This window comes from Pseudoduganella sp. R-43 (genome assembly GCF_049913255.1).
In the GTDB taxonomy this organism is placed as follows: Bacteria; Pseudomonadota; Gammaproteobacteria; order Burkholderiales; family Burkholderiaceae_D; genus Rugamonas.
Window position 1 is genome coordinate 6401282 of the sequence record NZ_CP183988.1, and the last position, 22886, is coordinate 6424167.

Consider the following 22886-nt stretch of genomic DNA (forward strand, 5'->3'; position numbering starts at 1 on the left):
TCACTCGAAGAAGTCTTTGACCTTGTCCATGAAGGACTTGGTCTGTGGGCTATGCTTCGCACCACCCTCGGTGGTGGAACGCTCGAATTCGCGCAGCAGTTCCTTCTGCTTGTCGGTCAGCTTGACCGGGGTCTCAACGGCGACATGGCAGAACAGGTCGCCCGGATAACCGGAGCGCACGCCCTTGATGCCCTTGCCCTTGAGGCGGAAGGTCTTGCCGGACTGGGTGCCGTCCGGAATGGTGAACGATACTTTACCATCGAGCGTCGGCACTTCGATTTCGCCGCCCAGCGCCGCCTTGGCGAAGCTGATCGGCATTTCGCAATGCAGGTCGTCGCCTTCGCGCTGGAACACCGGGTGCGGCTTGATGTGGATTTCCACATACAGGTCGCCCGGCGGCCCGCCGTTGGTGCCCGGCTCGCCGTTGCCGGTGGAGCGGATGCGCATGCCGTTGTCGATACCGACCGGGATCTTCACTTCCAGCGTCTTGTTGCGCTTGATGCGGCCCGCGCCGGAGCACGATGGGCATGGTTCAGGAATGATCTTGCCGGTGCCGTGGCACTTCGGGCAGGTCTGCTGGATGCTGAAGAAGCCCTGCTGCATGCGCACCTGGCCGTGGCCGCCGCAAGTGGAGCAGGTGACCGGCTGGGTGCCCGGCTTGGCGCCGGAACCGTGGCAGGTGTCGCACTTGTCCCAGCTCGGCACGCGGATGGTGGTGTCGAAACCGTGGGCGGCCTGCTCCAGGGTGATTTCCAGGTTGTAGCGCAGGTCGGCGCCGCGGTAAACCTGCGGGCCGGACTGGCGGCTGCGGCCACCGCCGAAAATATCGCCAAAGATGTCGCCGAAGGCGTCGCCAAAGCCGCCGAAGCCGCCGCCGCCGCCCGCACCCATGTTCGGGTCAACGCCGGCGTGACCGTAACGGTCATACGCTTCGCGCTTTTCAGGGTTGGTCAGCATCTCGTAGGCCTCTTTGACCTCCTTGAACTTCTCTTCGGCCTCTTTGTTATCCGGATTGCGGTCCGGATGGTATTTCATCGCGAGTTTGCGATAGGCCTTCTTGATTTCGTCTTCGGACGAGTTCTTAGCGACCCCGAGGATCTCGTAAAAATCACGCTTTGCCATGGTGTACCAATTTATGCGAAAAAGCCGAGCGAGCCCCTGTTGGATGCTCGGCTCGGCAGGTCATAGAGTTGACCGGATTTGAAGCTTACTTGCTGTCTTTGACTTCCTTGAAGTCAGCGTCGACCACGTCGTCCTGGGCTGGCTTGGATTCAGCCTGTGCACCGGCACCAGCTTCGGCACCGGCTGCGCCTTGCTGCGCCTGCATGTCAGCGTACATCTTCTCGCCCAGCTTCTGCGAAGCTTCGGACAGCGCTGCCACCTTGGCGTCGATCGCTGCCTTGTCGCCATCCTTGATGGAGGTTTCCAGGGCGGTGATTGCAGCTTCGATCTTCTCTTTCTCGCCGGCTTCCAGCTTGTCGCCGTACTCGGTCAGGGACTTCTTGGTCGAGTGCACCAGCGCGTCGGCCTGGTTGCGGGACTCGGCCAGTTCCTTCAGCTTCTTGTCTTCTTCCGCGTTCAGCTCGGCGTCCTTCACCATCTTCTGGATTTCCTCTTCGGACAGGCCGGAGTTTGCCTTGATGGTGATCTTGTTTTCCTTGCCGGTGGCCTTGTCTTTCGCGCCCACGTGCAGGATGCCGTTGGCGTCGATGTCGAAGGTCACTTCGATCTGCGGGGTGCCGCGTGCTGCCGGCGGGATGCCTTCCAGGTTGAATTCGCCCAGGCCCTTGTTGCCCGCTGCGATTTCACGCTCGCCCTGGTACACCTTGATGGTCACGGCCGGCTGGTTGTCGTCGGCGGTCGAGAACACTTGCGAGAACTTGGTAGGAATCGTGGTGTTCTTGTGGATCATCTTGGTCATCACGCCGCCCAGGGTTTCGATACCCAGGGACAGCGGGGTCACGTCCAGCAGCAGCAGGTCCTTGCGGTCGCCCGACAGGACTGCACCCTGGATCGCGGCGCCAACAGCCACGGCTTCGTCAGGGTTCACGTCCTTGCGTGGATCCTTGCCGAAGAACTCTTTCACTTTTTCCTGCACCTTAGGCATACGGGTCATGCCGCCGACCAGGATGATGTCGTCGATGTCGGACACTTTCACGCCGGCGTCCTTGATCGCGGTGCGGCAAGGCTCGATGGTGGCGGTGATCAGCTCCTCAACCAGGGACTCCAGCTTGGCGCGGGTCATCTTCAGGTTCAGGTGGACTGGGGCACCGTTCGCCATGGCGATGTAAGGCTCGTTGATTTCGGTCTGCTGCGAGGACGACAGTTCGATCTTCGCGCGCTCGGCCGATGCCTTGATACGCTGCAGGGCGATTGGATCCTTCTTCAGGTCCAGGCCGTTGATCTTCTTGAACTCTTCGATGATGTAGTCGATCACGCGCTGGTCGAAGTCTTCGCCGCCCAGGAAGGTGTCGCCGTTGGTCGACAGCACTTCGAACTGCTTCTCGCCGTCCACGTCGGCGATTTCGATGATCGAGATGTCGAAGGTACCGCCACCCAGGTCATACACGGCGATCTTGCGGTCGCCCTTGTCGGTCTTGTCCAGGCCGAAAGCCAGTGCGGCTGCGGTAGGTTCGTTGATGATACGCTTGACGTCCAGGCCGGCGATACGGCCGGCGTCCTTGGTTGCCTGGCGCTGCGAGTCGTTGAAGTAGGCAGGCACGGTGATGACCGCTTCGGTCACTTCTTCGCCCAGGTAGTCTTCAGCGGTCTTCTTCATCTTGCGCAGCACTTCTGCGGAAATCTGAGGAGGAGCCAGTTTCTTGTCGCGCACGCCGATCCAGGCGTCGCCGTTGTCGGCCTTGGTGATTTCGTAAGGCATCAGGGAGATGTCCTTCTGGACTTCCTTCTCCTGGAACTTACGGCCGATCAGGCGCTTCACCGCGAACAGGGTGTTTTTTGGGTTGGTGACGGCCTGGCGCTTGGCAGGTGCGCCAACCAGGATTTCGCCGTCGTCTTGGTAGGCGATGATCGAAGGGGTGGTACGCGCGCCTTCTGCATTCTCGATGACCTTCGGCGAGCCATTTTCCATGATGGCGACGCAGGAATTGGTGGTGCCCAGGTCAATACCGATGATTTTGCCCATGATTTGTTCTTCCTTGTGTACTAAGTTTGATTACTTCTTATATGTGGAATTTGTGTTTCTTTTCAAGTGCTTACTTTGGCTGGGCAGCCGTCACGATGGCGGGGCGCAGCAAACGGTCCGCAATCATGTAACCCTTTTGCAGCACGGCGACAACGGTGTTCGCTTCCTGCTCGGCAGGCACCATGGCGACGGCCTGGTGCTTGTTCGGGTCCAGCTTGTCGCCAGCTGCAGGCATCACTTCGATCAGGCGGTTGCGCTCAAAGGCGGAATTCAGCTGCTTCAGGGTCATTTCGACGCCTTCTTTCAGCGATTCCAGGGTCGGATTTTCGACCTTGAGCGCCATTTCCAGGCTGTCTTTCACCGGCACCATGGCTTCGGCGAAGCTTTCAACAGCAAATTTGTGGGCCTTGGCAACGTCTTCCTGGGCGCGGCGGCGAATGTTTTCGCCTTCGGCCTTGGCACGCATGAAGGCATCATGCATTTCGGCCAGTTTCGCCTCGGTCGCGGACAGCTGCGCTTCCAGGTCGGACATCGCAGGGGCTTCAACTGGAGTCGTTTGCTCTTCTGCCTGTTCCACTTCCGGGTTCTGGCTTGGCTGGTTTTCCTGGTCTTGCATCTAAAAGACTCCTACAAAATCGTGTTTATCTGACATCTAATGCTTGTTGCACGTGCAAAAAATGGGGCTTGCCCCTATCTTTTCAAGGGGTATTCTGCGCCCCAGTGCAAAGGCCCGGCGCACGCCGGTGGGACTGTTGTTGTAACAGTAGAGTTACAAATTTTACAAAGCTCGCAGATACGTAAACCGAGGGTTTTGACTAAGATGAATCCATGCGGTGCCTGGACACCGCGTCCCCTCGGAGCGCATCATGAAGTTGCCATTCATTACAGCGTCGATCATCGCGTGGAGCTTCCTTGCTACAGCGGTGATCGTCTTCAGCGAACTCTTCCCCTAACCAGTTATTTTAGCAGGTTAGCACTCACCACCCGCAAGTGCTAACAACTGGCTAGCGGCGCAGCTTGCGCATGGACGACATGGTCGGCCAGCCGATCATGTGTTGCTCGGCAACCTCAGTCAGGGCAGCGATCCATGCGGGGTGGCTGTTCAGGCAAGGGATATAGTTGAACTCCTTGCCGCCATTGGACAGGAAGTCGTGGCGCACTTCCATTGCAATTTCTTCCAGGGTTTCCAGGCAGTCGCTGGTAAAGCCTGGACAAATTACATCCAGCTTGCGCACCCCGTCTTTTGCCAATTGCGCCACAGTCGGCGCGGTGTAAGGCTGCAGCCATTCGGCCTTGCCGAAGCGGGACTGAAAGGTGACCAGGTACTGGTTTTCGTTCAGGCGCAGCTTGTCGGCCAGCAGGCGGGCGGTTTCCATGCATTCGCGCTGGTAGGTGTCGCCCAGGTCGATGGTGCGTTTTGGCACGCCGTGGAAGCTCATGATGAGCTTTTCGCCGCGGCCATTGGTTTCCCAATGCGCCAGCACGGTCTTTTTCAGCGCATCGATATAGCCGTCGTGGTCGTGGTAGTCGCGCACGAACCGTAGCTCGGGAATATTGCGCACCTTCTTATAGTGGTCGAACACGGCGTCGCTGACCGAGGCAGTGGTGGTGCCGGAGTATTGCGGGTAGGCCGGCAGGATCAGGATGCGGTCGTGGCCGTCGGCTTTCAGCTTGCCCAGCACCTCAGGCAGGGATGGCGAGCCGTAGCGCATGGCCATCGCCACTGTCACGTCATTGTGGCCGCGCTCGCCGAGCAGGCCGCGCAGCAGCTTGGCTTGTGCTTGCGTGTGGTATTTCAGCGGCGAGCCGTCGCTGGTCCAGATCGAGGCATATTTTTCGGCTGACTGCCTGGAGCGGAAAGGCAGGATGATGCCGTTCAGGATGAACCACCAGACCGCCTTCGGGATTTCAACGACACGCGGGTCGGAAAGGAATTCCTTCAGATAGCGGCGCACCGCGCCAGGTGTCGGTTCGTCGGGAGTACCGAGGTTGACCAGTACCACGGCGGTCCTGGACACGGTGCCTTGTGCGAGTTGGGGTTCTTTGGCGAACGGCATCTTGGGTACTTTTTGTTATTCGTGGGCGCGCCATTATAAACCCGGTAACTCTGGGCCCATGAATAAGCAAGCTGTCTACAGCAGTCTGAAACTTTCCCCCAAGCGTCTAAAGGAGTCTACAAGTCAATGACTTATTCCTGAGGCGCCATCCAGACCAGGTTCCACAAATGGCCATCGAGATCCTCGAAGCCCTGGTCGTACATGAAGCCATGGTCCTCGGGCGGATGTGGTATGCGAGCACCTGCGGCAAGGGCTTTGGCAATCAGGCTGTCGACTTCTTCCCGGTTCTCGCAATTTAGGCAAATCACCACCTCGTTGGCTTCTTTGGCATGCACAACGGGCTTGTTGATGAGCGACTTGAAGAACGCTTCTGTCGTCAGCATGACATCAATCGCGCCCTCGACGATGGTAATAAAGGCCGCGTTCTCGTTGCTGAATTGTGGCTTGAGACTGAAACCGAGGGCGAAAAAGAAGGCCCTGGATTTGTCCAGGTCCTTGACTGGCAAGTTAAAGATGACCGATTTGTTCATAGCGCCTCCAAGAAAATTTGGATGAGGTAAAAGGTGATACCTCTCTACGACGAATGACGGCAAGTGAATTCGACAAGGGTGATTCAGAGTCCCGCATGGATTGTCAGCAGTCCGAGCCCGGATGTCGCCGCACGCTTGACGCGATCTACGAATAAGGGGTACAGGTCATACTCAACCGTGCTACAGCCTTCCCAATGCATCATTTCCGTCCACAGGCACTCCACCTCAATCGGTGAAAGGTAGCCAGCAAATGAAAGGTCGTCGTACCCTGGCCAAATCGGCGATTCGGACGGAAACCAAGTCCCAGGAATGACTCGCTGAAAAAGGAACAGCGACTCAAAAAGTTCCTGGAGTTGCGCGGACGTGCCTTTACTGCGGCGCGAGTATTCGTAGTGCTTCGTCTCCGCATTCCAGTTAACTTCGAAGGCTGCTTCGAGGAAACTGTACTGGTTCTTCGTTCCCGCGACCTGAATTTTCACGGAGCCGCCGTCTGTGCTCGCGAAATAACTTCCTGTATACGGATCGTCACCAATTAAATTGACTGACGCAGACTGTTTGATCGCAACTTCAAGCAGATATGAGATGGAATCCGGAGCTTGGCAATACTCCCGACAATCGGCAGTCTCGTGGAGCTTGGCGCGACAGTACGGCGGATGCAGGGGTGTGTCGAACAGACGTAAGTACTTGGCGGGCGCAAAGTAATGATCTTCGAGCAAATCCCCATACATATCGCCGGCAGGCACGTAACGCGCGTAAAACTCAGCCGGCGTCGCTGTATTGGATAGAAGGGACAACCAGCTGGGAATTACCTCCTCCCACAGCAGTTTCCAATTCACGGGTACTACGCAGCTGTAGGAGGACATGTCGTATTTAAGAAGCCAGCAGCTCGCGGGCGTGCTTGCGCGTGGTAGCGGTGATTTCGAGGCCGCCCAGCATGCGCGCCACTTCCTCGATGCGCGCCTTCTGGTCGAGCACTTCGATGCGCGAGGCTGTGCGGCCATTGTCCGACGTTCCCTTGGCGACCTGGAAGTGCTGATTGCCCTGGCTCGCGACTTGCGGCAAGTGCGTCACGCACAACACTTGGCGTTCCTGGCCGAGGCGCTTGAGCAAGCGGCCCACGACTTCGGCCACGCCGCCGCCGATGCCGCTATCGACCTCATCGAAGATCAGGGTCGGCACCGTCGTCGCGTGCGAGGTGATGACCGAGATCGCCAGCGAGATACGCGCCAACTCGCCACCCGATGCCACCTTGGCCAGCGGACGCGGCGCCACGCCGGCATGACCGGCGACCAGGAACTCCACCTGTTCAACACCGTACGCCGTCGGCTCGCATGGGCGCAGTGCAATCTCGAAGCGGCCACCGGACATGCTCAGTTCCTGCATGCCTTGCGTAACGGCTGCGCCCAGCGCCTGCGCGGCTGCCGCGCGCGTTGCCGACAACTCTGCGGCTAACGCGAGATAGGACGCTTTCAGCTTTTCTTCCTGCTTGCGCAAGCCTTCCAGGTCGGCCGCATCGGCCAGTTGCGCCAGCTTTTCCGACAAGCGTTCGTGTTCGTCCGGCAAGTCATCGGCCTGCACGCGGAACTTGCGCGAGGCCGAATGCAGCGCTTCCATGCGCGCGTCGACCTGGCGCAGACGCTCCGGGTCGAGTTCCACGCGGTCCATGTAGTTGCTCAAGGCGTAGACCGACTCTTGCAACTGGATGCGCGCGGACTCCAGCATTTCCACCACGGGCTGCAACTCCGCATCAACCGATACCAGCTTGCCGAGACGTGTGCCGATGGCCGTGACTTGCGACAGCACCGGGTTCTCGTCCGATTCGGACAGCACGCCAAGCGCTTCCTGCGCGCCTTCCAGCAAACTGGCCGCGTGCGACAGGCGCGAATGCTCATTGCCGATTTCCGTCCACTCGCCCTTCTTCGGTGCCAGCTTGTCCAGCTCCGTCACCTGCCATTCCAGGCGTTCACGCTCGAACTGCAGGTTGGCCGCATTGGCCTCGTATTCTTCCAGCTGTTTCGACAAAGCGCGCCAGGCACGGTAAGCCGCCGTGACGTCGCGCACATTGGCGCCGCACTGGTTATCCAGCAGCTCGCGCTGCGAATCGGTTTTCAACAGCGACTGGTGGGCGTGCTGGCCGTGGATGTCCACCAGCATGTCGCCCAATTCGCGCAGCTGGCCCGCCGTCGCGGCCACGCCGTTGATGAAGGCTTTCGAGCGGCCGGCATTGTCGATCACGCGGCGCAGCAACGCCCCGCCCTCTTCCACCGCAAACTCGTTCGCTGCCAGCCAGGCCTGCGCCTGCTCGGTCAGCGCAAAATCGGCGGTGATGTCGGCCTTGGCCGCGCCTTCGCGCACCATGCTGCCATCGCCCCGGCCACCCAGCGCCAGCGTCAGTGCATCAATCAGGATGGATTTACCGGCACCGGTTTCGCCGGTGAAGACTGTGAAGCCAGGGGAAAATTCCAGTTCAATCGAATCGACAATAACGAAATCGCGGATGGACAGGGTTCGAAGCATCAGATTTTGCCGTCAGTAGATGGGTATTCGTTCCAGTGCAGCTTTTCGCGCAGGGTGTTGTAGTAGCTCCAGCCTTCCGGATGCAGGAAGGTGATGGTGTGCGGCGACAGGCGGATGTGGATCTGGTCGCCGTTGGCCAGGCTGGCGAAGGTCTGCATGTCGAAGTTCACGGTGATGTCCTTGCCGCGCTTGATCTCGATCACGATCTCACTGGAATCGGGCAGCACGATCGGGCGGTTGGACAGCGCGTGCGGTGCGATCGGCACCATCACGATGCCGCCCAGTGTCGGATGCAGCAGGGGGCCGCCCGCCGACAGCGCATAGGCGGTGGAGCCGGTCGGCGTGGAAATGATCAGGCCGTCCGAGCGCTGGTTGTACATGAACTGGTTGTCGACGTCGACGCTCAGCTCCACCATGCCCGCGCCGGCACCGCGCGACACCACCACGTCGTTGACGGCGGTGCCGAAGAAGATCGCCTTCCCTTCGCGCATGACACGGCCTTCGAGCAAGGTGCGGCGCTCGGCCTTGTGGGTCCCGCCGAGGATGCGGCCCAGCACCGGCAGCATGTCTTCCTGGCGGATGTCGGTCATGAAGCCGAGGCGGCCCTGGTTGATGCCGATCAGCGGGGTGTCGTAGGAGGCGAGCTGGCGTGCGATGCCCAGCATGGTGCCGTCGCCGCCCATCACCACCACGGCATCGGCGCGCTCGCCAATGCCCTGCACGCTCATCGAGGGGATGTCCGAAATGGCGAGGTGCTCTGCCGTGTCCGACTCCAGCACCACGCTGTAACCGCCCTGCTTCAGGAAGTCCAGCACATCCCGCACCGGCTCTTCGATGCCGGTGGTATTGGGGCGGACAACCAGGGCAATCGTGTTGTACATCGGATGCGTAACGGACATATCAATCTCGGTCAAAATATGGGGGTGGCAACACGCAGCAGAGTAACCCATAATGCTTGCTCATGCCATGCATTGCGACGCTGGCCGATACGCTAATAAATACTGTATGTTTGCACAGTATATAACAAGGGAGACTGGAATGGCAAAAGCATTGGGCATCGGCGGGATTTTCTTCAAATCCAAAGACCCGCAAGCGCTGATGGCCTGGTACCAGGCCTGCCTTGGCTTGCCGGATGAGGCCAAGGAGTATGCCTCCTTCGCGCCGGCCACCATGCCAGCAAATGGCGCTACCGTATTCAGCCCTTTCAAGAGCACCACTTCCTACTTCGCCCCGTCCAAGCGCGAGTTCATGATCAATTTCATCGTGGATGACCTGGATGGCGCGCTGAAACAGGTGGCCGATGGCGGCGGCACGCTGGTGGGCGATGTCCAGTCTTTCGACTACGGCCGCTTTGGCTGGTTCATCGATCCGGACGGGAATAAGGTCGAATTGTGGCAGCCGACTGCTGCGGAGTGAGGAACTGACCGCGCCAGGCGCAAACTTTCGTGACTTCGATGCTGGCCGCAGCCCGCGTGCTGATCCACCTCAAATGCAGGCCAGCAGCGCCTTTCCAGGCGGCAAGGTTGAGGTAAAATTCAAGCTATTGCGAGATTTGCTCCTTTTTTGCCGCGCCATGGATTCCGTATCAGAAGCTCAATTTGAACTTGACCAAATGCGCCTCCAGGCCAAGCGGCAGTTGCTTGGGACGGTGGTATTGGGTGTCATGGCGGGCCTGCTGGCGTTTGTCGGCCAGAGTGCGCTGGGTCAGGCCCGGCCGCTGCTGGAAGGTTCTTTCGGATCTTGGCAATCGTTCTACACTTTCGTGCTATGGGCACTGGCGATTGCCTGGGTGGTGGCGCTGGCCCAGCAAGCCATCCACTTCCAGAACATCAGCGAACGCTTCGAATCGCAGCGCCGCCTCGACACGGTCTACGCCGAGCGCGCCGCCAAGGCGCAGGCCGCCGAAGAAGACCGCCAGCGCCAGCGTGCCGAGACGGAAGCCCGCCAGGCCGCCGAACGCACGCGCCGCCAGAACAAAAACGCCCGCAGCACCAAATTCGATTTCTGGCAGGAATAACGAGACGTGACCGACAACCTATACGCGTCGCCCCGTTCGGACTTGAGCGCTGGAGATCAGCACAAGCGTCCTATCCCTGTGTACCTGATCGCGGCCTTGTGCACGTTCCAGGTTGCTGCCTTGATTTACCTGGTATCCAGCGGCTGGCGACAAATCGATTTGGCCATTTCAGCCGGGGCCTTGTCCCCGGTTGCGTTCCTGGCGAAATTCCTCTTCCCATTGTTCCATTTCATCTCTGGCATGCTGCTCTTCTTCATGAGGAAAGCCGGCGCCTATGCGTTCGGGGCTTACCTCGCATGGAGTGCCATCAGGCTGTTCACCGATGCGCACACCCCAACGACGCTGGCGGATTTCACGCTAACCGTCGTGATTACTGTCTATAGCGCCTGGCTGTATCGCCGTGGGTCGCTCAAATAAAGAAACAAAGCCCGCCATTGTCATGTTGCCCGGCATGGACGGAACGGGCGAGCTTTTCGCGCCATTCATCGCAGCACTCGGCGGGGAATTCGAAATGCGCGTGGTGCGGTATCCGGGCGACCATTGCGGCGGGTACGAAGAGCTGGAGGCATTCGCCCGGGCGGCGATTCCACTAGACCGACCGTATGTTCTTCTGGGCGAGTCGTTTTCGGGGCCGATTGCAATCTCCATTGCGGCATCGGCGCCGGGCCGGTTGCAAGGATTGGCGTTGTGCTGCACTTTTGCGCGCAACCCGAGGCCACGGTTGGGAGTGTTGAAGGCGCTACTCAACGTTATCCCGCTGAAAGCGCTGCCGGCAAGGTGGCTGGCAGGTGCGCAGATGCGGGCGCCGCTCAAAGCGGCATTGGAACTTGTGAGCTCCGCTGCGCTTCGGGCGCGCATGCGCGCGGTGCTGGCGGTCGATGTCAGCGACCGGCTGGCGGCCTGTGATGCACCTATCCTTTATTTGCGCGCGACGCGCGACCGGCTGGTGCCGCGAACTGCGGCGGAACTGGTCGCAAAAATAAAGCCGTCAACCAAGGTGGTCGAACTCGACGCGCCGCACTTTCTGCTGCAAACGGAGCCCGCGCAGGCCGCGCGCGAAATCGCGGCCTTCGTCCGGCTTAATGTGCAGAGATAATCCCCAGCGCCATCACGCCCAGAACGGCAATCGCCAGCGATATGCCGTGCAAGACGCCAAGCAGTGCCCAGCGCCAGAACGTGCCCCACTTGCCCTTTTGATAGACGCGCTGCATGGCCCACGGCAGGTAGCCAGCTACCCAGCAGAACGCTACAAACTTCAGGAAGCCATCGGGTAGGAAGATGAACACGCCGAGCATCACGAAGGCAAACGCATTGGTGTGCAGCGCGAACAGCATGTGCTCACCGTACTTCTTGCCGGTGCCGAGATAGAGCACCTTCATCCATAGCGCAAAAATTGGCATCAGCAGGAAGATCGCATACGGCGCGTATTTGTAGAACCCAGCCTGCATCACCGCGCTCTTCTGGTGGTCGTCCATCTTCTCGAAGCGGTCGACGGCGTGATAGATGGCAGGGTACTTTTGCTGCAGCGCCAGTTCCAGCTTGTCGTTCACGATCGGCGGATGATCTTCCTGGTTCGCCTTTACTTCGGCAATCGCGCGTTCGGCCTGCTGCTTGACGGCCGGCGGCGTCGGACGCGGATCGACTGTCGCCACATCGGCATCGCTGAACTTCAGCACAGCGAAAAAGATGATGCTGAGCGAGAGGTAGAGCCGCAGCGGCTCGACATAACGCTTGCGGCGGCCCGCCAGGTACTCGGCGGTCAGCAGCCCCGGGCGAAACAGCAGGCGCGAGATCGTGCCCCACAGGCGCCCCTCCAGCGCAACGTAATGGCCGATGAACTCGTGCATGAATTCACTGAAGCTTGGTGGATGCAGGTGGGTCTCCTGCCCGCACATATGGCAGAAATTCCCGGAAGTGGTGGCGCCGCAGTTGCGGCAAGTATTGTCGGTGGCGATATCCATATTGCAATGCTACCGGCGGAATTGCTTCTGTTCAAGCTGGCGACCACCGCCGCTGGCCTTCGCTACCATGAAGCGAGGAGGACGACACCATGGAACCGAACAGCAAGGACCGCAAGGTCAATACGCAGGCGCCCGTGGACAGCAGCGGCGGCAAGCGCCTGCCGCACGAGCGCGACGAATCGCCTCAGGGCGAAACGCAGCAGAAGACCCGCAGCGTGATCCGCCAGGCGGCCGAGGATATCGAGCAGGGCCTGGTCGACACGGACCTGCACGGCAAGCCGGGCCTGCAAAAGCCGCAGGCAGGCAACGAATCGAAAGCCCATCCCCTGCCCGGCACCAAGCGCGATTGAGGCCCACCATGCGAACCGCCATCCTTTCCCTCGCCGCCTGCATCGCCGCCAGCGCCGCCCTGGCGCAAACTTACCCCGCCGGCTGGGGGCCCAACCCAAGCCTGCCGGAGCCAAACAAGAAGCTGATCCCAACCATCAATGTCGCGCCAGTCGAGCGCTGGAAGGATGACGACAAGCCGGTGGCCGCCTCGGGCTTCAGCGTCAGCGCCTATGCACGAGAGCTCGAACATCCGCGCTGGCTGTACGTGCTGCCCAACGGCGACGTGCTGGTCGCCGAGACGGCCGCCCCGCCCAAGCCGGAAGACAGCAAGGGCATCAAGGGTGCGATCATGAAGCACGAGATGAAGAAGGCCGGCTCGGTCACGCCATCGGCCAACCGCATTACCCTGCTGCGCGATATCGACGAACGCGGCATGGCCAAGACGCGCGCCACCTTCATCAAGGACCTCAACTCGCCCTTCGGCATGGTACTGGTCGATAAGGACCTGTACGTCGCCAACACCGATGCAGTGGTGCGCTTCCCCTACGCCGAGGGTGCGACCTCGATCAGCGCCGCCGGCATCAAGGTGCTCGACCTGCCGGCCGGCCCGCTCAACCACCACTGGACCAAGAACATCACTGCCAGCCCCGACGGCCGCTTCCTGTACGTCACCGTCGGGTCGAACAGCAACGTCGCCGAGAACGGCATGGACAAGGAAGAAGGCCGCGCCGCCATCTGGGAATATGAGCGCGCCACGGGCAAATCGCGCCTGTTCGCAACCGGGCTGCGCAACGCCAACGGCATGGCATGGGAGCCCAGGACCAAGGCGCTGTGGACCGTGGTAAACGAGCGCGATGAACTGGGCGAGGACCTGGTGCCGGACTACCTGACGTCGGTGAAGGACGGCGCGTTCTACGGCTGGCCCTACAGCTATTACGGCCAGCGCGTCGACACGCGCGTCAAGGAGCCGCGCCCGGACCTGGTGGCGAAAGCAATCATGCCGGACTACGCGCTTGGCGGGCACACGGCCTCCCTCGGCCTCGCTTTCTACGATGCGAAACTGTTCCCCGCCAGCTGGCAGGGCGGCGCCTTCATCGGCCAGCACGGCTCCTGGAACCGCAGGCAATTCAGCGGCTACAAGGTGGCTTTCGTGCCGTTCGCGGAGGGGCGTCCTTCCGGGCCGCCGGTGGACTTCCTGTCCGGCTTCCTGACGCGCGACGGCAAGGCCAAGGGCCGCCCGGTGGGCGTGGCGGTGGACAAGGCGGGCGCCTTGCTGGTGGCGGACGACGTGGGCAACGTGGTGTGGCGTGTGACGCCGGCGGCGCGCTGATACAATAAACCCATGCGTATCCTACACACGATGCTGCGGGTTGGTGACCTGCAGCGATCCATCGACTTCTACACCAAGGTGCTGGGCATGAAACTCTTGCGCACCAGCGACAATCCCGAATACAAGTACACGCTGGCCTTCCTCGGCTACGGGCATAACCCGGAGCATGCGGAACTGGAGCTCACGTACAACTACGGCGTCGAAAAATACGATATGGGCAATGCCTATGGCCATATCGCGATCTCCGCAACCGACATCGTGTCGGCCTGCGAGGCCGTGCGCGCCAACGGCGGCAACGTCACGCGCGAGCCGGGCCCGGTCAAGGGCGGCACGACCGTGATCGCCTTCGTCACCGACCCGGATGGCTACAAGATTGAACTGATCGAGCGCAGCTTCGACGGCCAGGGCGCCGGCCTGCGCTGAAGGGAACGGGCCGCGGCGCCTTGACTGGCGCCGCAACCGTTCAAAGGCTTAGTGCTGCAGCAGGGCGTTGATCGGCTCCAGGTCTTCTTCCTTGAGCGAGCCGGCCGCCGACTTCAGGCGCAGGCCATTCATGATGGTGTCGTAGCGCGCCTTCGACAGGTCCTTCTGCGTGGTGTACAGCTGGCGCTGCGCATTCAGCACGTCGATATTGATGCGCACGCCCACCTGGTAACCCAGCTTGTTCGATTCCAGCGCGGACTTGGACGACACTTCCGCCGCCTCCAGCGCCTTGACCTGGGCCAGGCCGCTGTTCACGCCGAGGAAGGCCTGGCGCGCGGTCTGCGCAGCCTGGCGGCGCGATGCCTCCAGGTCGTTGCGGGCCTTGTCTTCCAGGGCGATCGATTCACGCACCTTGCTGGTCACGGCGAAGCCGTTGAAGATCGGGATGTTCCAGGTCACGCCGATGGCGTTGTTGTTGGCCAGCGATGCGCCGGTGACCGAATTGCGGGACTTCTGCGCCACGAGGTCCAGGGTCGGCATATGGCCCGCCCGCTGCTTGCTGATCTCACGCTTGGCGATTTCCACATTCAGCTTGGCGCCGGTCACGCCGTAGTTCTGCTCTTCGGCAGCCCCCACCCAAGGCTCCAGCGTTGCCGGCTGCGGGCTGGCGATCGTGACGCCGGTGCGCAGCGGCGCCAGAGCACCTGGCGCCTGGCCGATGATCTGCTGCAGCGCGGTGCGTTTCACCTCCAGGTCGTTCTGGGCGGCGAACTCCTGCGCCACCACCAGGTCGTACGCGGCCTGCGCCTCGTGCGTGTCGGTGATGGTCTGGGTGCCCACCTCGAAGTTGCGCTTGGCCGATGCCAGCTGTTCGGTGGTGGCGGCCTTCTGCGCCTGGGTCGCGGTCAGGTTGTCCTGCGCGGTCAGCACGTCGAAGTAGGCCTGCGACACGCGCAGGATCACGTCCTGCTGCGCTTGTGCAAACACCGCTTCCGCGGCGGCGGCCGACAGCTTGCTCTGCTGGTAGTTTTCCCAGTTGGCCCAGCGGAACAGGGGCTGGGTCAGTTGCAGCTGCATCGTGTGGCTGTAGTTTTCCGTGTCGCCCGAGAGGCCTTTGATACGGTCAGTCTGGTCACCGTCGTTTTTCATGGCGGTGCCGCTAAGGCCTATGGTTGGAAGCAATTGCGAACGTCCCTGCACCGTGCGTTCCTGGCCAGCCGCCAGTGCGGCGCGGGCGCTGGCGTAAGTGGCGTCATTCGACAGCGCCTGTTTGTACACCTGGACCAGGTCGGCCGCCTGTGCATTCAGCGAGAACAGGGCGCTGGATACCAGCACGGCGAGGAGGGGTTTCTGCATTTGCATCTCCGTTGGAGTCGTCAAAAAGGATTAGTTTTCGTGCCTAGTACTGCGGCATTGAGCTGTCTACCTGCACAGCCCAGGCGTGGATCCCGCCTGTCAGATTGCTTACCTTGCTGAAACCGTGATGCTCGAGGAAGGCTGCCACCTTGAGGCTGCGCGCCCCGTGGTGGCAGATGCAGACAATCTCTGCATCCTCGTCGAGATCGTCGATGCGGGCCGGGATGGTCTGCATCGGCATCAGGGTCGAGCCTGCGATATGGCAGGTCTCGAACTCCCAGTTCTCGCGCACGTCCAGCAGGAAAGGCTGGGCGCGGCTCTCGTCATTGAGCCAGCCTGCCAGTTCCGGTGCGGTCAAGTGCTGCATTGGCGTTCCTTAGAAAGTGAACGCCGAAGGTTTCACCGCCAGGTCCAGCGGCTTGACATCGGTCTCAAACAGTTTGACGGTGTCGTAGCCGTGGTCGCCGGTGCGGGTGATGCGGTGCGCGGACATCACGGGCGAATCGCCGATGATGGCCACGATGCGGCCGCCCACCTTCACTTGCTGCAGCACTGCTTCCGGCAGTACCGGCAGCGAGCCGGAGAACACGATCACGTCGAACGGCGCGCCGTTGGCCCAGCCCTGGGCGCCATTGCCCAGTTCCACGGTCACGTTGGCGATGCCGTTCGCCGCCAGGTTCTTTTCCGCCAGCGCCTTCAGTTCGGGCGCGATTTCGACGGCGGTCACGTGGCGGGCACGGTGCGCCAGCAGCGCGGCCAGGTAGCCGGTGCCCGCGCCAACCAGCAGCACGTTTTCATGTTTCTTGATTTGCGCGTCTTGCACGATGCGCGCTTCCAGCTTCGGGGTCAGCATCTGCTCGCCACCCGGCAGCGGAATGAAAGTGTCGACAAAAGCCAGGTTCTTGTAGGCTTCTGGCACGAAATTCTCGCGTTTTACGACCAGCAAGAGATCGAGGATGTCCGTATCCAGCACGTCCCAAGGACGGATTTGCTGTTCGATCATATTGAAACGGGCTTGTTCGATATTCATCTTTGTTGACTCGGTGAGGGATAAATAATCCGTCATTTTATCGTTTGTCTGGTCAGGTGGGCATATTAACGATTAAGACAACGGACCGCGGGAAATTGCGACAGTCTGCAGATTTGGGGGGGTGAACGACCAAATTCGGCAATTTAAGCTGGTTTTTGCGGGGCCAGGCCCTGCTGCACGAGGCCGAGGAAGGTGTCCATGAAAGCGTCGGCATCGATGCCCTCGTGGGTTTCGCAGGGGAAGAAGCTGTGCTTCCACATCATCAGCGTCAGCACCGGGGCGACCAGGACGTTGGTCATCATGACCGGGTCGAGCGGCCGGAATTCGCCGCGTGCCACGCCGCGTTCCAGGATGCGGGTCAGCAGCGCGCTGCCGCGCTCGATGACTTCTTCGTTATAGAACAGGGCCAGTTCGGGGAAATTGCCCGATTCGGCCATCATCAGCTTGGCCAGCCCGGCGGCCTTGGTGGCGCCGACCTTGGTCCACCAGGTGCGCAGCATCTGGCGCAGCAGCTCGTCGCTGGGCATGTCGCGGGCGGCGGCGGCATCGGTTTCGGCCTGGCCGATAGTCTGCACGATGGTCTCGCGCACCACGGCCTTGAACAGTTCCTGCTTGTTCTCGAAATATAGATAGAGCGTGCCCTTGGAGACGCCGGCGGCGCGCGCCACGTCTTCCAGGCGGGTGGCGGCAAAGCCGCGATCGACGAACAGCTCCAGCGCGGCGGCCAGCAATTCCTGCGGACGCGCGTCCTTGCGCCGTTCCCAGCGGGGCTTGGTATCAGTCGGGTCTTGCATACTTAAAGTTGCGTTTCAGTAACTTACTCATGAGTCAGTTATCTTAGTTCCCGCGCCCGCCGGCGTCAAGTTTCAGCGTTGGACGACGCATCCGCTTGCGCTGGCGTCACATCTACTTGCGTTGGCAATAAGTTGCTGCCCCGCGAGATCACACTTGAGTTTAGGCCCAACGAAAGGGATCGACCGAGTACGCTCCATTCTCGGTCATGAAGATGTTACTTTGTAGTCTGATGCGCCTCGACCATAAAAAGGATGGTTGTTGCCGTGAGGTTTAATGCATATCGAGCCAAGTATTCAGGAACGGCTATAGGTGCAGCACCTTGGCCGTGGCCGCCGTTTTTATTTCGTACGGTTGGGACGCCGCTTTCCAGAAGACCACGGATTGAAGTGAACTGTGAATCGAAGTAGGCTGGAAACAAACCATTGCTGAGACAGGTTGCGATCAAGTTCTTCGCGGTATCCGTTGGCTGAGTTGGCCACTTGCGCAAAATGCAAATTGTTTTCATAGTGCTTTCGAACGCTTTCAGCGCGTCCACAAGGCACTCTTTATAGCGTGCGTGTCGATAGTGTTCATGAGCTTTCAAGAACTCTTCGTTAGCCCCTTTAAAATTCTTATCCCTGAGAATCACCAGCGTTGGCTTAACAGCCTCAGCATGTAGGAATTGAGAGTCAACACGAATAATCTCGCCGGACTCGAATTGATACCCAACTCCGTGTTCCTTGAAACGAGCATTCAATTCTGAAATTGCATCACCCGGCGCGACCTTGCGCATCGTGTGATAATTATATGTTTGGTCTTCAGCTATGTGAAAGTGGATAAATTTGAAGCATAATTCCACCACATCAAGAGAGCGTTCAATCGATTCTTCCTGCAAAAAGAAATTGAAAACCGAATCTTGATCTGATCTTGGATTTTTTACGAGCTCGAACTGCCCGTACTCACGGCATAGTGTCTGTTTAACGAATTTATAGGCTTCCTCCACATGGTTCGAACCATAGCTATCGACTCCAAACGCGTCCCTCACGATGTGCACGATCTGAACACGCAACGGTTGTGGTAAGTCATCGTAGACATACACATCGGGAATTTCCCCCCTTGCACGCTTTTGTCGCTTTGAAAATAAATCGAAGACTCCCATTTTTTCCTCTCTCTTGAATCTTATTAGGACCCGACGAATTTCTTCGCGTGGGCAACGATTACTGAAACGATATTTGATAGTATCGGATTGAACCTTTTAAAGTCGATCTTTTCCGCCGGGGCCTTCACAACCTTTTGCGCAAAAAACTACTTTCCAGTAGTGCTTCTCAGTCTCCTCATCAAGCTTAAGATCAAACGTCTTTCCACGGACGACAATCGAATTGGTCGAACAGTAAAAAATTCCGATCAGTGACTCCGCCGCGCCCGCGATAACCAGCGTCGCGGGCAAATAAAGATGGGCCGCGATATGAACGGAGGGCTCATGCCCTGTCACCTTGCTCTTAGTTATCTGTTTGGGGATGCTGTAGATTGTCGCAACGCCGCTGTCATTGTCCACCAAGAGGATGACCGGATGCCGGCAACCGCGGGCCGTGAACTTCGCACTCTCGTTTCGGTAGTCAAGAATGAAGCTTCCGAGATCACTGCTTGACTTGGATTTACAGCGGCGTAATAGTGAATGCAAACCCCACTCCGCCTTGCCGGGAACAACCATGGGACGCCTTTTTTACGCGACATGCTTTGTGTTCGCCGCCTGGTGTGCGGACGCGCACGCCGACACGCTCAGGGTCGGCTTCTACAATTACCCGCCGATGATGATCGAAAGCGAGCAGGCGGGCATTTATCAGGAAATCCTGGACGAGCTGAGCAAAATTACCGGCCATCGCTTCCAGATCCGGTACTTTCCCTACGCGCGGCTTGCCCAAGAGTTCGACCTGGGGCAGATCGACCTCGAACCTGGTGTCTTCCCCGGCTGGGTAAAGAAGCAACGGGTTCCTGGCCAGTTTTCAGTGCCGTTCGGGAAGGTGGTTGACGTGCTCGTGTTCGCCCCGGGCAAGCACTTTCGAATCAGCACGCCAAGAGACCTGAGTGGCAGGACGATCGGATTGGTCAGGGGCTACACCTACCCGGACTTGCGCGAACTGTTTGACAGTGGCCTCGTGCATCGCTCGGACGCCGTGAGCGAAGCGCAGCTCATGGCCATGCTCTCTGCCGGGCGGATGGACCAGATCTTGATCAACAAGGCGGTCGCGCAATACAACATGCTCCTGGTGCCCAAGTACCGGGAGTTCGTCCTCGGCGACGTTCTGGGCTCGTTTGATGTATCGATGCGCATCCACCCCAACAAGAAAGCCTTGTTGCCGGAACTGGATGAAGCCATCCTGGCAATGAAGCGCTCGGGCGCCATCGCCAGAATCTACGCCAAGTACGGCGTAACTCTTTAGTCCCGGCCAAACACCGCGTAGACCGACTGCACGACCATCGCCATGCGCTTGTAATCGAGCTTGTCGAACGTATCGCCGGCGCGGTGGTAGTTCCGATTGCGCATGAATGCCGTGTCGGTCACCATCAGCGCCGGGAAGCCTTGCGCCCAATAACTGCGATGGTCGGAAAAATCGACGCCCTGCACAAAGGCTGGCGCGTTAAGCGAATAGACCGGCAAGTCCGACGCTCCCGACATTGCCGCCTTCACTGAGCGGCTAAGGCCAAAGTCGCCGAATTGTCCCACCAGGGCGATGAAATGGCCGCGATCCGGATAGGCAAGCTTCATCGCGGACAGCGGGTACGCCTGGCTTCCCGGACTGTCGCTAAAGTAACCGATCATCTCCAGCGAGAGCATCAACTCCACATCACGCCCCTCTGCTTTCAGCGCGCGGGCATGCCACACGCTACCCATGTGGGGCGAGCGGAAGTGTGGCGGCTCTTCCAGGGTATATGCCACCAGTTCGACCGGGCGGCCTGGTGCGGATTTCCCCAGCAAGTGCGCCAGTTCCAGCAAGCCAGCGATGCCACTGGCATTGTCGTCGGCGCCCGGTGTGCCGCCGTGGCTGTCGTAGTGCGCGCCAATCACCAGCAGGCGCCCGCGCTCGGGACCAAAGCGGGCGACGACGTTCTTGTACCGTGCTTTGTCGACGATCACGTCCTGGATAGATACCTGCGCACCAGCTTCCTTGAATTGCTCTTCGATGTAGGACGCGGTACGTTCCAGGTTTGCGGCGTGATCGAAAGAGCGCGGGTAAAAATCGACGCTCAGTTTTTTCACGTGTGCCTCGAGCCGGGCAGGATCGACAGAGGGAGGCGTGGATGGCACCGAGGCCACCATGGGCTGGCAGAGCAATACGGTCAACATCAATATCCCCGCGCAGATGACTGCTGACGTAACAATGAGGCGGCGGGAGCTACTTGTGAAGGACTGCAAAAAACCCATTCCTGTGCCTTGTTATCAAATCGCACATACTACCCGTGCTGCCGCCAGATCCCAAGCGGCCTGGCCGACCGTTTTAAAGACCGGAGCCAGCGGCCCGTGCGGCGCGGCGCCGGCGAGGATATCGGCAATCGGCAGCACCCGATCCCAGGCGATGGCCGCTTGCAGCAGGTCGCCGGCTTCGTGCCGCGCACCGGCCAGGTCGTCCACCACAACCTGGCGGGCATGCAGCAATTCAGGCGGCAGTTCAGCCATGCCAGGGCGAAATGCGCCTACGCCGATAGCAAGTGTATGGGGCGGTAACGCAGCGGGAACGACCGGTTGCCGCGAGGTGGTCAGTGCAATGACCACGTCGGCCGCTGCGGCATGCTGCGCCAACTCGCCCTCGCCGACCGGCACGATGTTCACGCCGGGATGGCGGGCGCGCAGCACGGCGGCAAACTGCATCGCTTTCGCCATGCTGCTGCCGGCGACATGCAGTTCTGCCACGCCGAAGTAGTCGGCCAGTGCCTCGGCGTGTGCCGCTGCCTGCGCGCCGGTGCCGATCAGCAGCACCGTTACGGGCTTGCGCGGCGCCAGCGTGCGGATGCCAAGCAGGGACATGGCCGCAGTGCGGCGCTGCGTGACCGTTGGGCCGTCGAGGAGCGCCAGGCGCTTTCCAGTCGCGGAATCGAACACCACCACTTCGCCCTGGATCGCCGGCAATCCGTGCCGCGCATTATCGGTATGGACGGTAACCAGCTTGGTGACGCCAAGATCGGGGGCAACGGCAGGCATGCAGAGCAGCGTGCTGTCCGCATCGATCCCGACCGCCAATCGTTCCGGTGCCTTGATGATGCCTGCGGCCAGTTCCCTGGCGGCCTGGGCCAGTGCGTCGACCAGGCGGTCGTAGGGCAAAGCCTGGGCGGTTTGCGCGGGATCGAAAATCTGCATGACGTCAGCGGAAGAAGAAACCGGTCGGGAACGGGTCGGCGTCTTCCAGCACCCATTGGTTGAAGCCACTGATATGGGCGCTGCCTGTGACTTCGGTAATAGCGCCGTCGAACTCGCCCACTTTCACTTTTTCGGTTACGCGCACGGTGAAGGCGCTGCCGACGATGCTGCCGTTCACATAGGGCTGTCCCAGCGGCAGTTGGCCGCGCAGGAACAACTGAGCCGCGCGGCCGGAGGTGCCGGTGCCAGTGGGCGAGCGGTCCACCTCGCGGTCGGCAAAGATGCAGACGTTCGACTGGTCCACGCCGGGACGGTTCGGCGCGCCGTCGATGATGGTGCCGTACAGCTGGTCCAGGCCCGGCTCGAGGGGATGGCGAATGCGCGCCCTGGCGATGACGGCCGCCTTGGTTTCCGCGCCGAGCTGGATCAGCGCGCGCACCTGTTCCGGCCGCACTTCCAGGCCCGCTTGCGCGCCGTTGATGTAGTAGTAGAAAGCGCCGCCGAACACGATGTCGCCGGCGATGCGGCCGAAGCCCGGCGTTTCCACTTCGAGGTCGCGCGCCAGGATGAAGGCCGGCACATTCCTGAAGGTCACCTCCCCTGCCCGCTGGCCGTCCCATGCCACGCGCGCTTCGATGAAGCCGGCCGGCGTGTCGAAACCAATGCGGGTGACCGGGCTTTGGCGCTCGACGTGCCCCATTTCCACCAGCACCTTGCCAAGGGCGATGATGCCGTGGCCGCACATATCGCTATAGCCTTCGTTGTGGATGAAGATGACGCCGAAATCCGCGTCTGCCGTGACAGGCGGCAGCAGGTAGGCGCCGTACATGTCGGCATGGCCGCGCGGTTCATTCATCAGGAAGCGCCGCAGATCGTCGCGGTGCTCCTTCAACCACGCCCTTTTCTCGAGGATGGTCGCGCCGGGAATGGCGGGCAAGCCATTCATCAGGATGCGCAGCGGTTCGCCGCCGGTGTGGGCGTCGATAGTGTGGATCGTACGGGAAAAGGTCAGCATGGTTGGCAGCAGGCTTGGTAAAATTGGTTCAGATTATAACCACATTG

General features: G+C 60.2%; 26 protein-coding genes. 8 read left to right on the forward strand and 18 right to left on the reverse strand.

Going from position 1 to position 22886, the window contains the following annotated elements:
- From dnaJ to ACN9M3_RS29330, 8 genes are all read right to left on the reverse strand, one after another.
- Positions 1 to 1122 (reverse strand): molecular chaperone DnaJ, encoded by a 1122-nt coding sequence (gene dnaJ, locus ACN9M3_RS29295; RefSeq protein WP_426319458.1) that lies wholly within the window; start codon positions 1120 to 1122, stop codon positions 1 to 3.
- Between the two features lie 85 nt (positions 1123 to 1207).
- The gene (gene dnaK / locus ACN9M3_RS29300; protein ID WP_426319459.1) at positions 1208 to 3145 is read right to left on the reverse strand and encodes a molecular chaperone DnaK; all 1938 of its coding nucleotides are present in this window, start codon (positions 3143 to 3145) and stop codon (positions 1208 to 1210) included.
- 70 nt (positions 3146 to 3215) lie between these two features.
- A complete protein-coding gene (gene grpE / locus ACN9M3_RS29305; RefSeq protein WP_426165526.1) occupies positions 3216 to 3761 on the reverse strand; it encodes a nucleotide exchange factor GrpE in 546 nt (181 codons plus the stop codon).
- Between the two features lie 388 nt (positions 3762 to 4149).
- Positions 4150 to 5202 carry a ferrochelatase gene (hemH, locus tag ACN9M3_RS29310; protein ID WP_426319460.1) on the reverse strand — a complete coding sequence of 351 codons (1053 nt, stop codon included), beginning with the start codon at positions 5200 to 5202 and terminating at the stop codon, positions 4150 to 4152.
- Between the two features lie 131 nt (positions 5203 to 5333).
- Entirely contained in the window at positions 5334 to 5732 is a 399-nt protein-coding gene (locus tag ACN9M3_RS29315) for a VOC family protein (protein ID WP_426319461.1), read from the reverse strand.
- Between the two features lie 83 nt (positions 5733 to 5815).
- Positions 5816 to 6568 (reverse strand): hypothetical protein, encoded by a 753-nt coding sequence (locus ACN9M3_RS29320; protein ID WP_426319462.1) that lies wholly within the window; start codon positions 6566 to 6568, stop codon positions 5816 to 5818.
- 34 nt (positions 6569 to 6602) lie between these two features.
- The gene (gene recN, locus ACN9M3_RS29325; protein ID WP_426319463.1) at positions 6603 to 8249 is read right to left on the reverse strand and encodes a DNA repair protein RecN; all 1647 of its coding nucleotides are present in this window, start codon (positions 8247 to 8249) and stop codon (positions 6603 to 6605) included.
- The gene (locus tag ACN9M3_RS29330; protein ID WP_426319464.1) at positions 8249 to 9148 is read right to left on the reverse strand and encodes an NAD kinase; all 900 of its coding nucleotides are present in this window, start codon (positions 9146 to 9148) and stop codon (positions 8249 to 8251) included. The genes recN and ACN9M3_RS29330 overlap by 1 nt, the downstream gene beginning before the upstream one ends.
- 139 nt (positions 9149 to 9287) lie before the next feature.
- On the opposite strand from ACN9M3_RS29330, the gene ACN9M3_RS29335 reads away from it, so the two are divergent.
- The 4 genes from ACN9M3_RS29335 to ACN9M3_RS29350 all read left to right on the forward strand — a co-directional run bounded on the left by ACN9M3_RS29335 (position 9288) and on the right by ACN9M3_RS29350 (position 11362).
- Positions 9288 to 9665 carry a VOC family protein gene (locus ACN9M3_RS29335; protein ID WP_426165538.1) on the forward strand — a complete coding sequence of 126 codons (378 nt, stop codon included), beginning with the start codon at positions 9288 to 9290 and terminating at the stop codon, positions 9663 to 9665.
- A gap of 196 nt (positions 9666 to 9861) precedes the next feature.
- Positions 9862 to 10266, forward strand: a complete 405-nt coding sequence (locus tag ACN9M3_RS29340; protein ID WP_426165540.1) for a hypothetical protein — start codon at positions 9862 to 9864, stop codon at positions 10264 to 10266.
- Between the two features lie 6 nt (positions 10267 to 10272).
- Positions 10273 to 10683, forward strand: coding sequence for a hypothetical protein (locus tag ACN9M3_RS29345; protein ID WP_426319465.1), 411 nt, complete (start codon positions 10273 to 10275; stop codon positions 10681 to 10683).
- Positions 10684 to 10705: 22 nt separating this feature from the next.
- A complete protein-coding gene (locus ACN9M3_RS29350) occupies positions 10706 to 11362 on the forward strand; it encodes an alpha/beta fold hydrolase (protein WP_426323875.1) in 657 nt (218 codons plus the stop codon).
- On the opposite strand, the gene ACN9M3_RS29355 is transcribed toward ACN9M3_RS29350, so the two are convergent.
- The gene (locus ACN9M3_RS29355; protein WP_426319466.1) at positions 11346 to 12227 is read right to left on the reverse strand and encodes a DUF3667 domain-containing protein; all 882 of its coding nucleotides are present in this window, start codon (positions 12225 to 12227) and stop codon (positions 11346 to 11348) included. The genes ACN9M3_RS29350 and ACN9M3_RS29355 overlap by 17 nt on opposite strands.
- An 89-nt stretch (positions 12228 to 12316) precedes the next feature.
- Here ACN9M3_RS29355 and ACN9M3_RS29360 point away from each other — a divergent pair, with 89 nt between their 5' ends.
- Genes ACN9M3_RS29360 through gloA form a run of 3 tightly spaced genes read left to right on the forward strand, consistent with a single transcriptional unit; the run spans position 12317 to position 14310 of the window.
- The gene (locus ACN9M3_RS29360; RefSeq protein WP_426319467.1) at positions 12317 to 12577 is read left to right on the forward strand and encodes a hypothetical protein; all 261 of its coding nucleotides are present in this window, start codon (positions 12317 to 12319) and stop codon (positions 12575 to 12577) included.
- Between the two features lie 8 nt (positions 12578 to 12585).
- Complete coding sequence (locus ACN9M3_RS29365) at positions 12586 to 13887, forward strand: PQQ-dependent sugar dehydrogenase (protein ID WP_426319468.1); 1302 nt, start codon at positions 12586 to 12588, stop codon at positions 13885 to 13887.
- 12 nt (positions 13888 to 13899) lie between these two features.
- Entirely contained in the window at positions 13900 to 14310 is a 411-nt protein-coding gene (gene gloA, locus ACN9M3_RS29370; RefSeq protein WP_082565302.1) for a lactoylglutathione lyase, read from the forward strand.
- 48 nt (positions 14311 to 14358) lie between these two features.
- Here gloA and ACN9M3_RS29375 read toward each other — a convergent pair whose 3' ends face one another.
- From ACN9M3_RS29375 to ACN9M3_RS29400, 6 genes are all read right to left on the reverse strand, one after another.
- Positions 14359 to 15666 carry a TolC family outer membrane protein gene (locus ACN9M3_RS29375; RefSeq protein ID WP_426319469.1) on the reverse strand — a complete coding sequence of 436 codons (1308 nt, stop codon included), beginning with the start codon at positions 15664 to 15666 and terminating at the stop codon, positions 14359 to 14361.
- A gap of 43 nt (positions 15667 to 15709) precedes the next feature.
- Positions 15710 to 16033 (reverse strand): rhodanese-like domain-containing protein, encoded by a 324-nt coding sequence (locus ACN9M3_RS29380; RefSeq protein WP_426319470.1) that lies wholly within the window; start codon positions 16031 to 16033, stop codon positions 15710 to 15712.
- Between the two features lie 9 nt (positions 16034 to 16042).
- Complete coding sequence (locus tag ACN9M3_RS29385; protein ID WP_426319471.1) at positions 16043 to 16696, reverse strand: protein-L-isoaspartate O-methyltransferase family protein; 654 nt, start codon at positions 16694 to 16696, stop codon at positions 16043 to 16045.
- 143 nt (positions 16697 to 16839) lie between these two features.
- Positions 16840 to 17490: a TetR/AcrR family transcriptional regulator gene (locus tag ACN9M3_RS29390; protein WP_426319472.1), complete on the reverse strand. Its 651-nt coding sequence runs from the start codon at positions 17488 to 17490 to the stop codon at positions 16840 to 16842.
- A 215-nt stretch (positions 17491 to 17705) separates the two neighbouring features.
- The gene (locus tag ACN9M3_RS29395) at positions 17706 to 18629 is read right to left on the reverse strand and encodes an STM4504/CBY_0614 family protein (protein WP_426319473.1); all 924 of its coding nucleotides are present in this window, start codon (positions 18627 to 18629) and stop codon (positions 17706 to 17708) included.
- 96 nt (positions 18630 to 18725) lie between these two features.
- Entirely contained in the window at positions 18726 to 19181 is a 456-nt protein-coding gene (locus ACN9M3_RS29400; RefSeq protein WP_426319474.1) for a hypothetical protein, read from the reverse strand.
- Between ACN9M3_RS29400 and ACN9M3_RS29405 the strand changes: the two genes are divergently transcribed.
- Positions 19180 to 19911 carry a substrate-binding periplasmic protein gene (locus ACN9M3_RS29405; RefSeq protein WP_426319475.1) on the forward strand — a complete coding sequence of 244 codons (732 nt, stop codon included), beginning with the start codon at positions 19180 to 19182 and terminating at the stop codon, positions 19909 to 19911. The two genes, ACN9M3_RS29400 and ACN9M3_RS29405, sit on opposite strands and share 2 nt — an antisense overlap.
- Here the strand turns inward: ACN9M3_RS29405 and ACN9M3_RS29410 are convergent.
- The 3 genes from ACN9M3_RS29410 to lhpH all read right to left on the reverse strand — a co-directional run bounded on the left by ACN9M3_RS29410 (position 19908) and on the right by lhpH (position 22839).
- Positions 19908 to 20816, reverse strand: a complete 909-nt coding sequence (locus ACN9M3_RS29410; protein WP_426319476.1) for a M28 family peptidase — start codon at positions 20814 to 20816, stop codon at positions 19908 to 19910. The genes ACN9M3_RS29405 and ACN9M3_RS29410 overlap by 4 nt on opposite strands.
- A gap of 93 nt (positions 20817 to 20909) precedes the next feature.
- Complete coding sequence (locus tag ACN9M3_RS29415) at positions 20910 to 21824, reverse strand: delta(1)-pyrroline-2-carboxylate reductase family protein (protein ID WP_426319477.1); 915 nt, start codon at positions 21822 to 21824, stop codon at positions 20910 to 20912.
- A 4-nt stretch (positions 21825 to 21828) separates the two neighbouring features.
- Positions 21829 to 22839, reverse strand: coding sequence for a trans-3-hydroxy-L-proline dehydratase (lhpH, locus tag ACN9M3_RS29420; protein WP_426319478.1), 1011 nt, complete (start codon positions 22837 to 22839; stop codon positions 21829 to 21831).
- Positions 22840 to 22886 lie beyond the last annotated feature (47 nt).

Coding starts and splice junctions, on each gene's coding strand:
- ACN9M3_RS29340 (WP_426165540.1), top strand. CDS start 9,862: ATGCGCCTCCAGGCCAAGCGGCAGTTGCTTGGGACGGTGGTATTGGGT.
- gloA (WP_082565302.1), top strand. CDS start 13,900: ATGCGTATCCTACACACGATGCTGCGGGTTGGTGACCTGCAGCGATCC.
- ACN9M3_RS29355 (WP_426319466.1), bottom strand. CDS start 12,227: ATGGATATCGCCACCGACAATACTTGCCGCAACTGCGGCGCCACCACT.
- ACN9M3_RS29385 (WP_426319471.1), bottom strand. CDS start 16,696: ATGAATATCGAACAAGCCCGTTTCAATATGATCGAACAGCAAATCCGT.
- ACN9M3_RS29335 (WP_426165538.1), top strand. CDS start 9,288: ATGGCAAAAGCATTGGGCATCGGCGGGATTTTCTTCAAATCCAAAGAC.
- ACN9M3_RS29380 (WP_426319470.1), bottom strand. CDS start 16,033: ATGCAGCACTTGACCGCACCGGAACTGGCAGGCTGGCTCAATGACGAG.
- ACN9M3_RS29360 (WP_426319467.1), top strand. CDS start 12,317: ATGGAACCGAACAGCAAGGACCGCAAGGTCAATACGCAGGCGCCCGTG.
- ACN9M3_RS29395 (WP_426319473.1), bottom strand. CDS start 18,629: ATGGGAGTCTTCGATTTATTTTCAAAGCGACAAAAGCGTGCAAGGGGG.
- lhpH (WP_426319478.1), bottom strand. CDS start 22,839: ATGCTGACCTTTTCCCGTACGATCCACACTATCGACGCCCACACCGGC.
- ACN9M3_RS29330 (WP_426319464.1), bottom strand. CDS start 9,148: ATGTCCGTTACGCATCCGATGTACAACACGATTGCCCTGGTTGTCCGC.
- dnaJ (WP_426319458.1), bottom strand. CDS start 1,122: ATGGCAAAGCGTGATTTTTACGAGATCCTCGGGGTCGCTAAGAACTCG.
- ACN9M3_RS29390 (WP_426319472.1), bottom strand. CDS start 17,490: ATGCAAGACCCGACTGATACCAAGCCCCGCTGGGAACGGCGCAAGGAC.
- ACN9M3_RS29415 (WP_426319477.1), bottom strand. CDS start 21,824: ATGCAGATTTTCGATCCCGCGCAAACCGCCCAGGCTTTGCCCTACGAC.
- ACN9M3_RS29400 (WP_426319474.1), bottom strand. CDS start 19,181: ATGGTTGTTCCCGGCAAGGCGGAGTGGGGTTTGCATTCACTATTACGC.
- ACN9M3_RS29375 (WP_426319469.1), bottom strand. CDS start 15,666: ATGCAGAAACCCCTCCTCGCCGTGCTGGTATCCAGCGCCCTGTTCTCG.
- dnaK (WP_426319459.1), bottom strand. CDS start 3,145: ATGGGCAAAATCATCGGTATTGACCTGGGCACCACCAATTCCTGCGTC.
- ACN9M3_RS29350 (WP_426323875.1), top strand. CDS start 10,706: ATGTTGCCCGGCATGGACGGAACGGGCGAGCTTTTCGCGCCATTCATC.
- ACN9M3_RS29410 (WP_426319476.1), bottom strand. CDS start 20,816: ATGTTGACCGTATTGCTCTGCCAGCCCATGGTGGCCTCGGTGCCATCC.
- hemH (WP_426319460.1), bottom strand. CDS start 5,202: ATGCCGTTCGCCAAAGAACCCCAACTCGCACAAGGCACCGTGTCCAGG.
- ACN9M3_RS29365 (WP_426319468.1), top strand. CDS start 12,586: ATGCGAACCGCCATCCTTTCCCTCGCCGCCTGCATCGCCGCCAGCGCC.
- grpE (WP_426165526.1), bottom strand. CDS start 3,761: ATGCAAGACCAGGAAAACCAGCCAAGCCAGAACCCGGAAGTGGAACAG.
- recN (WP_426319463.1), bottom strand. CDS start 8,249: ATGCTTCGAACCCTGTCCATCCGCGATTTCGTTATTGTCGATTCGATT.
- ACN9M3_RS29405 (WP_426319475.1), top strand. CDS start 19,180: ATGGGACGCCTTTTTTACGCGACATGCTTTGTGTTCGCCGCCTGGTGT.
- ACN9M3_RS29315 (WP_426319461.1), bottom strand. CDS start 5,732: ATGAACAAATCGGTCATCTTTAACTTGCCAGTCAAGGACCTGGACAAA.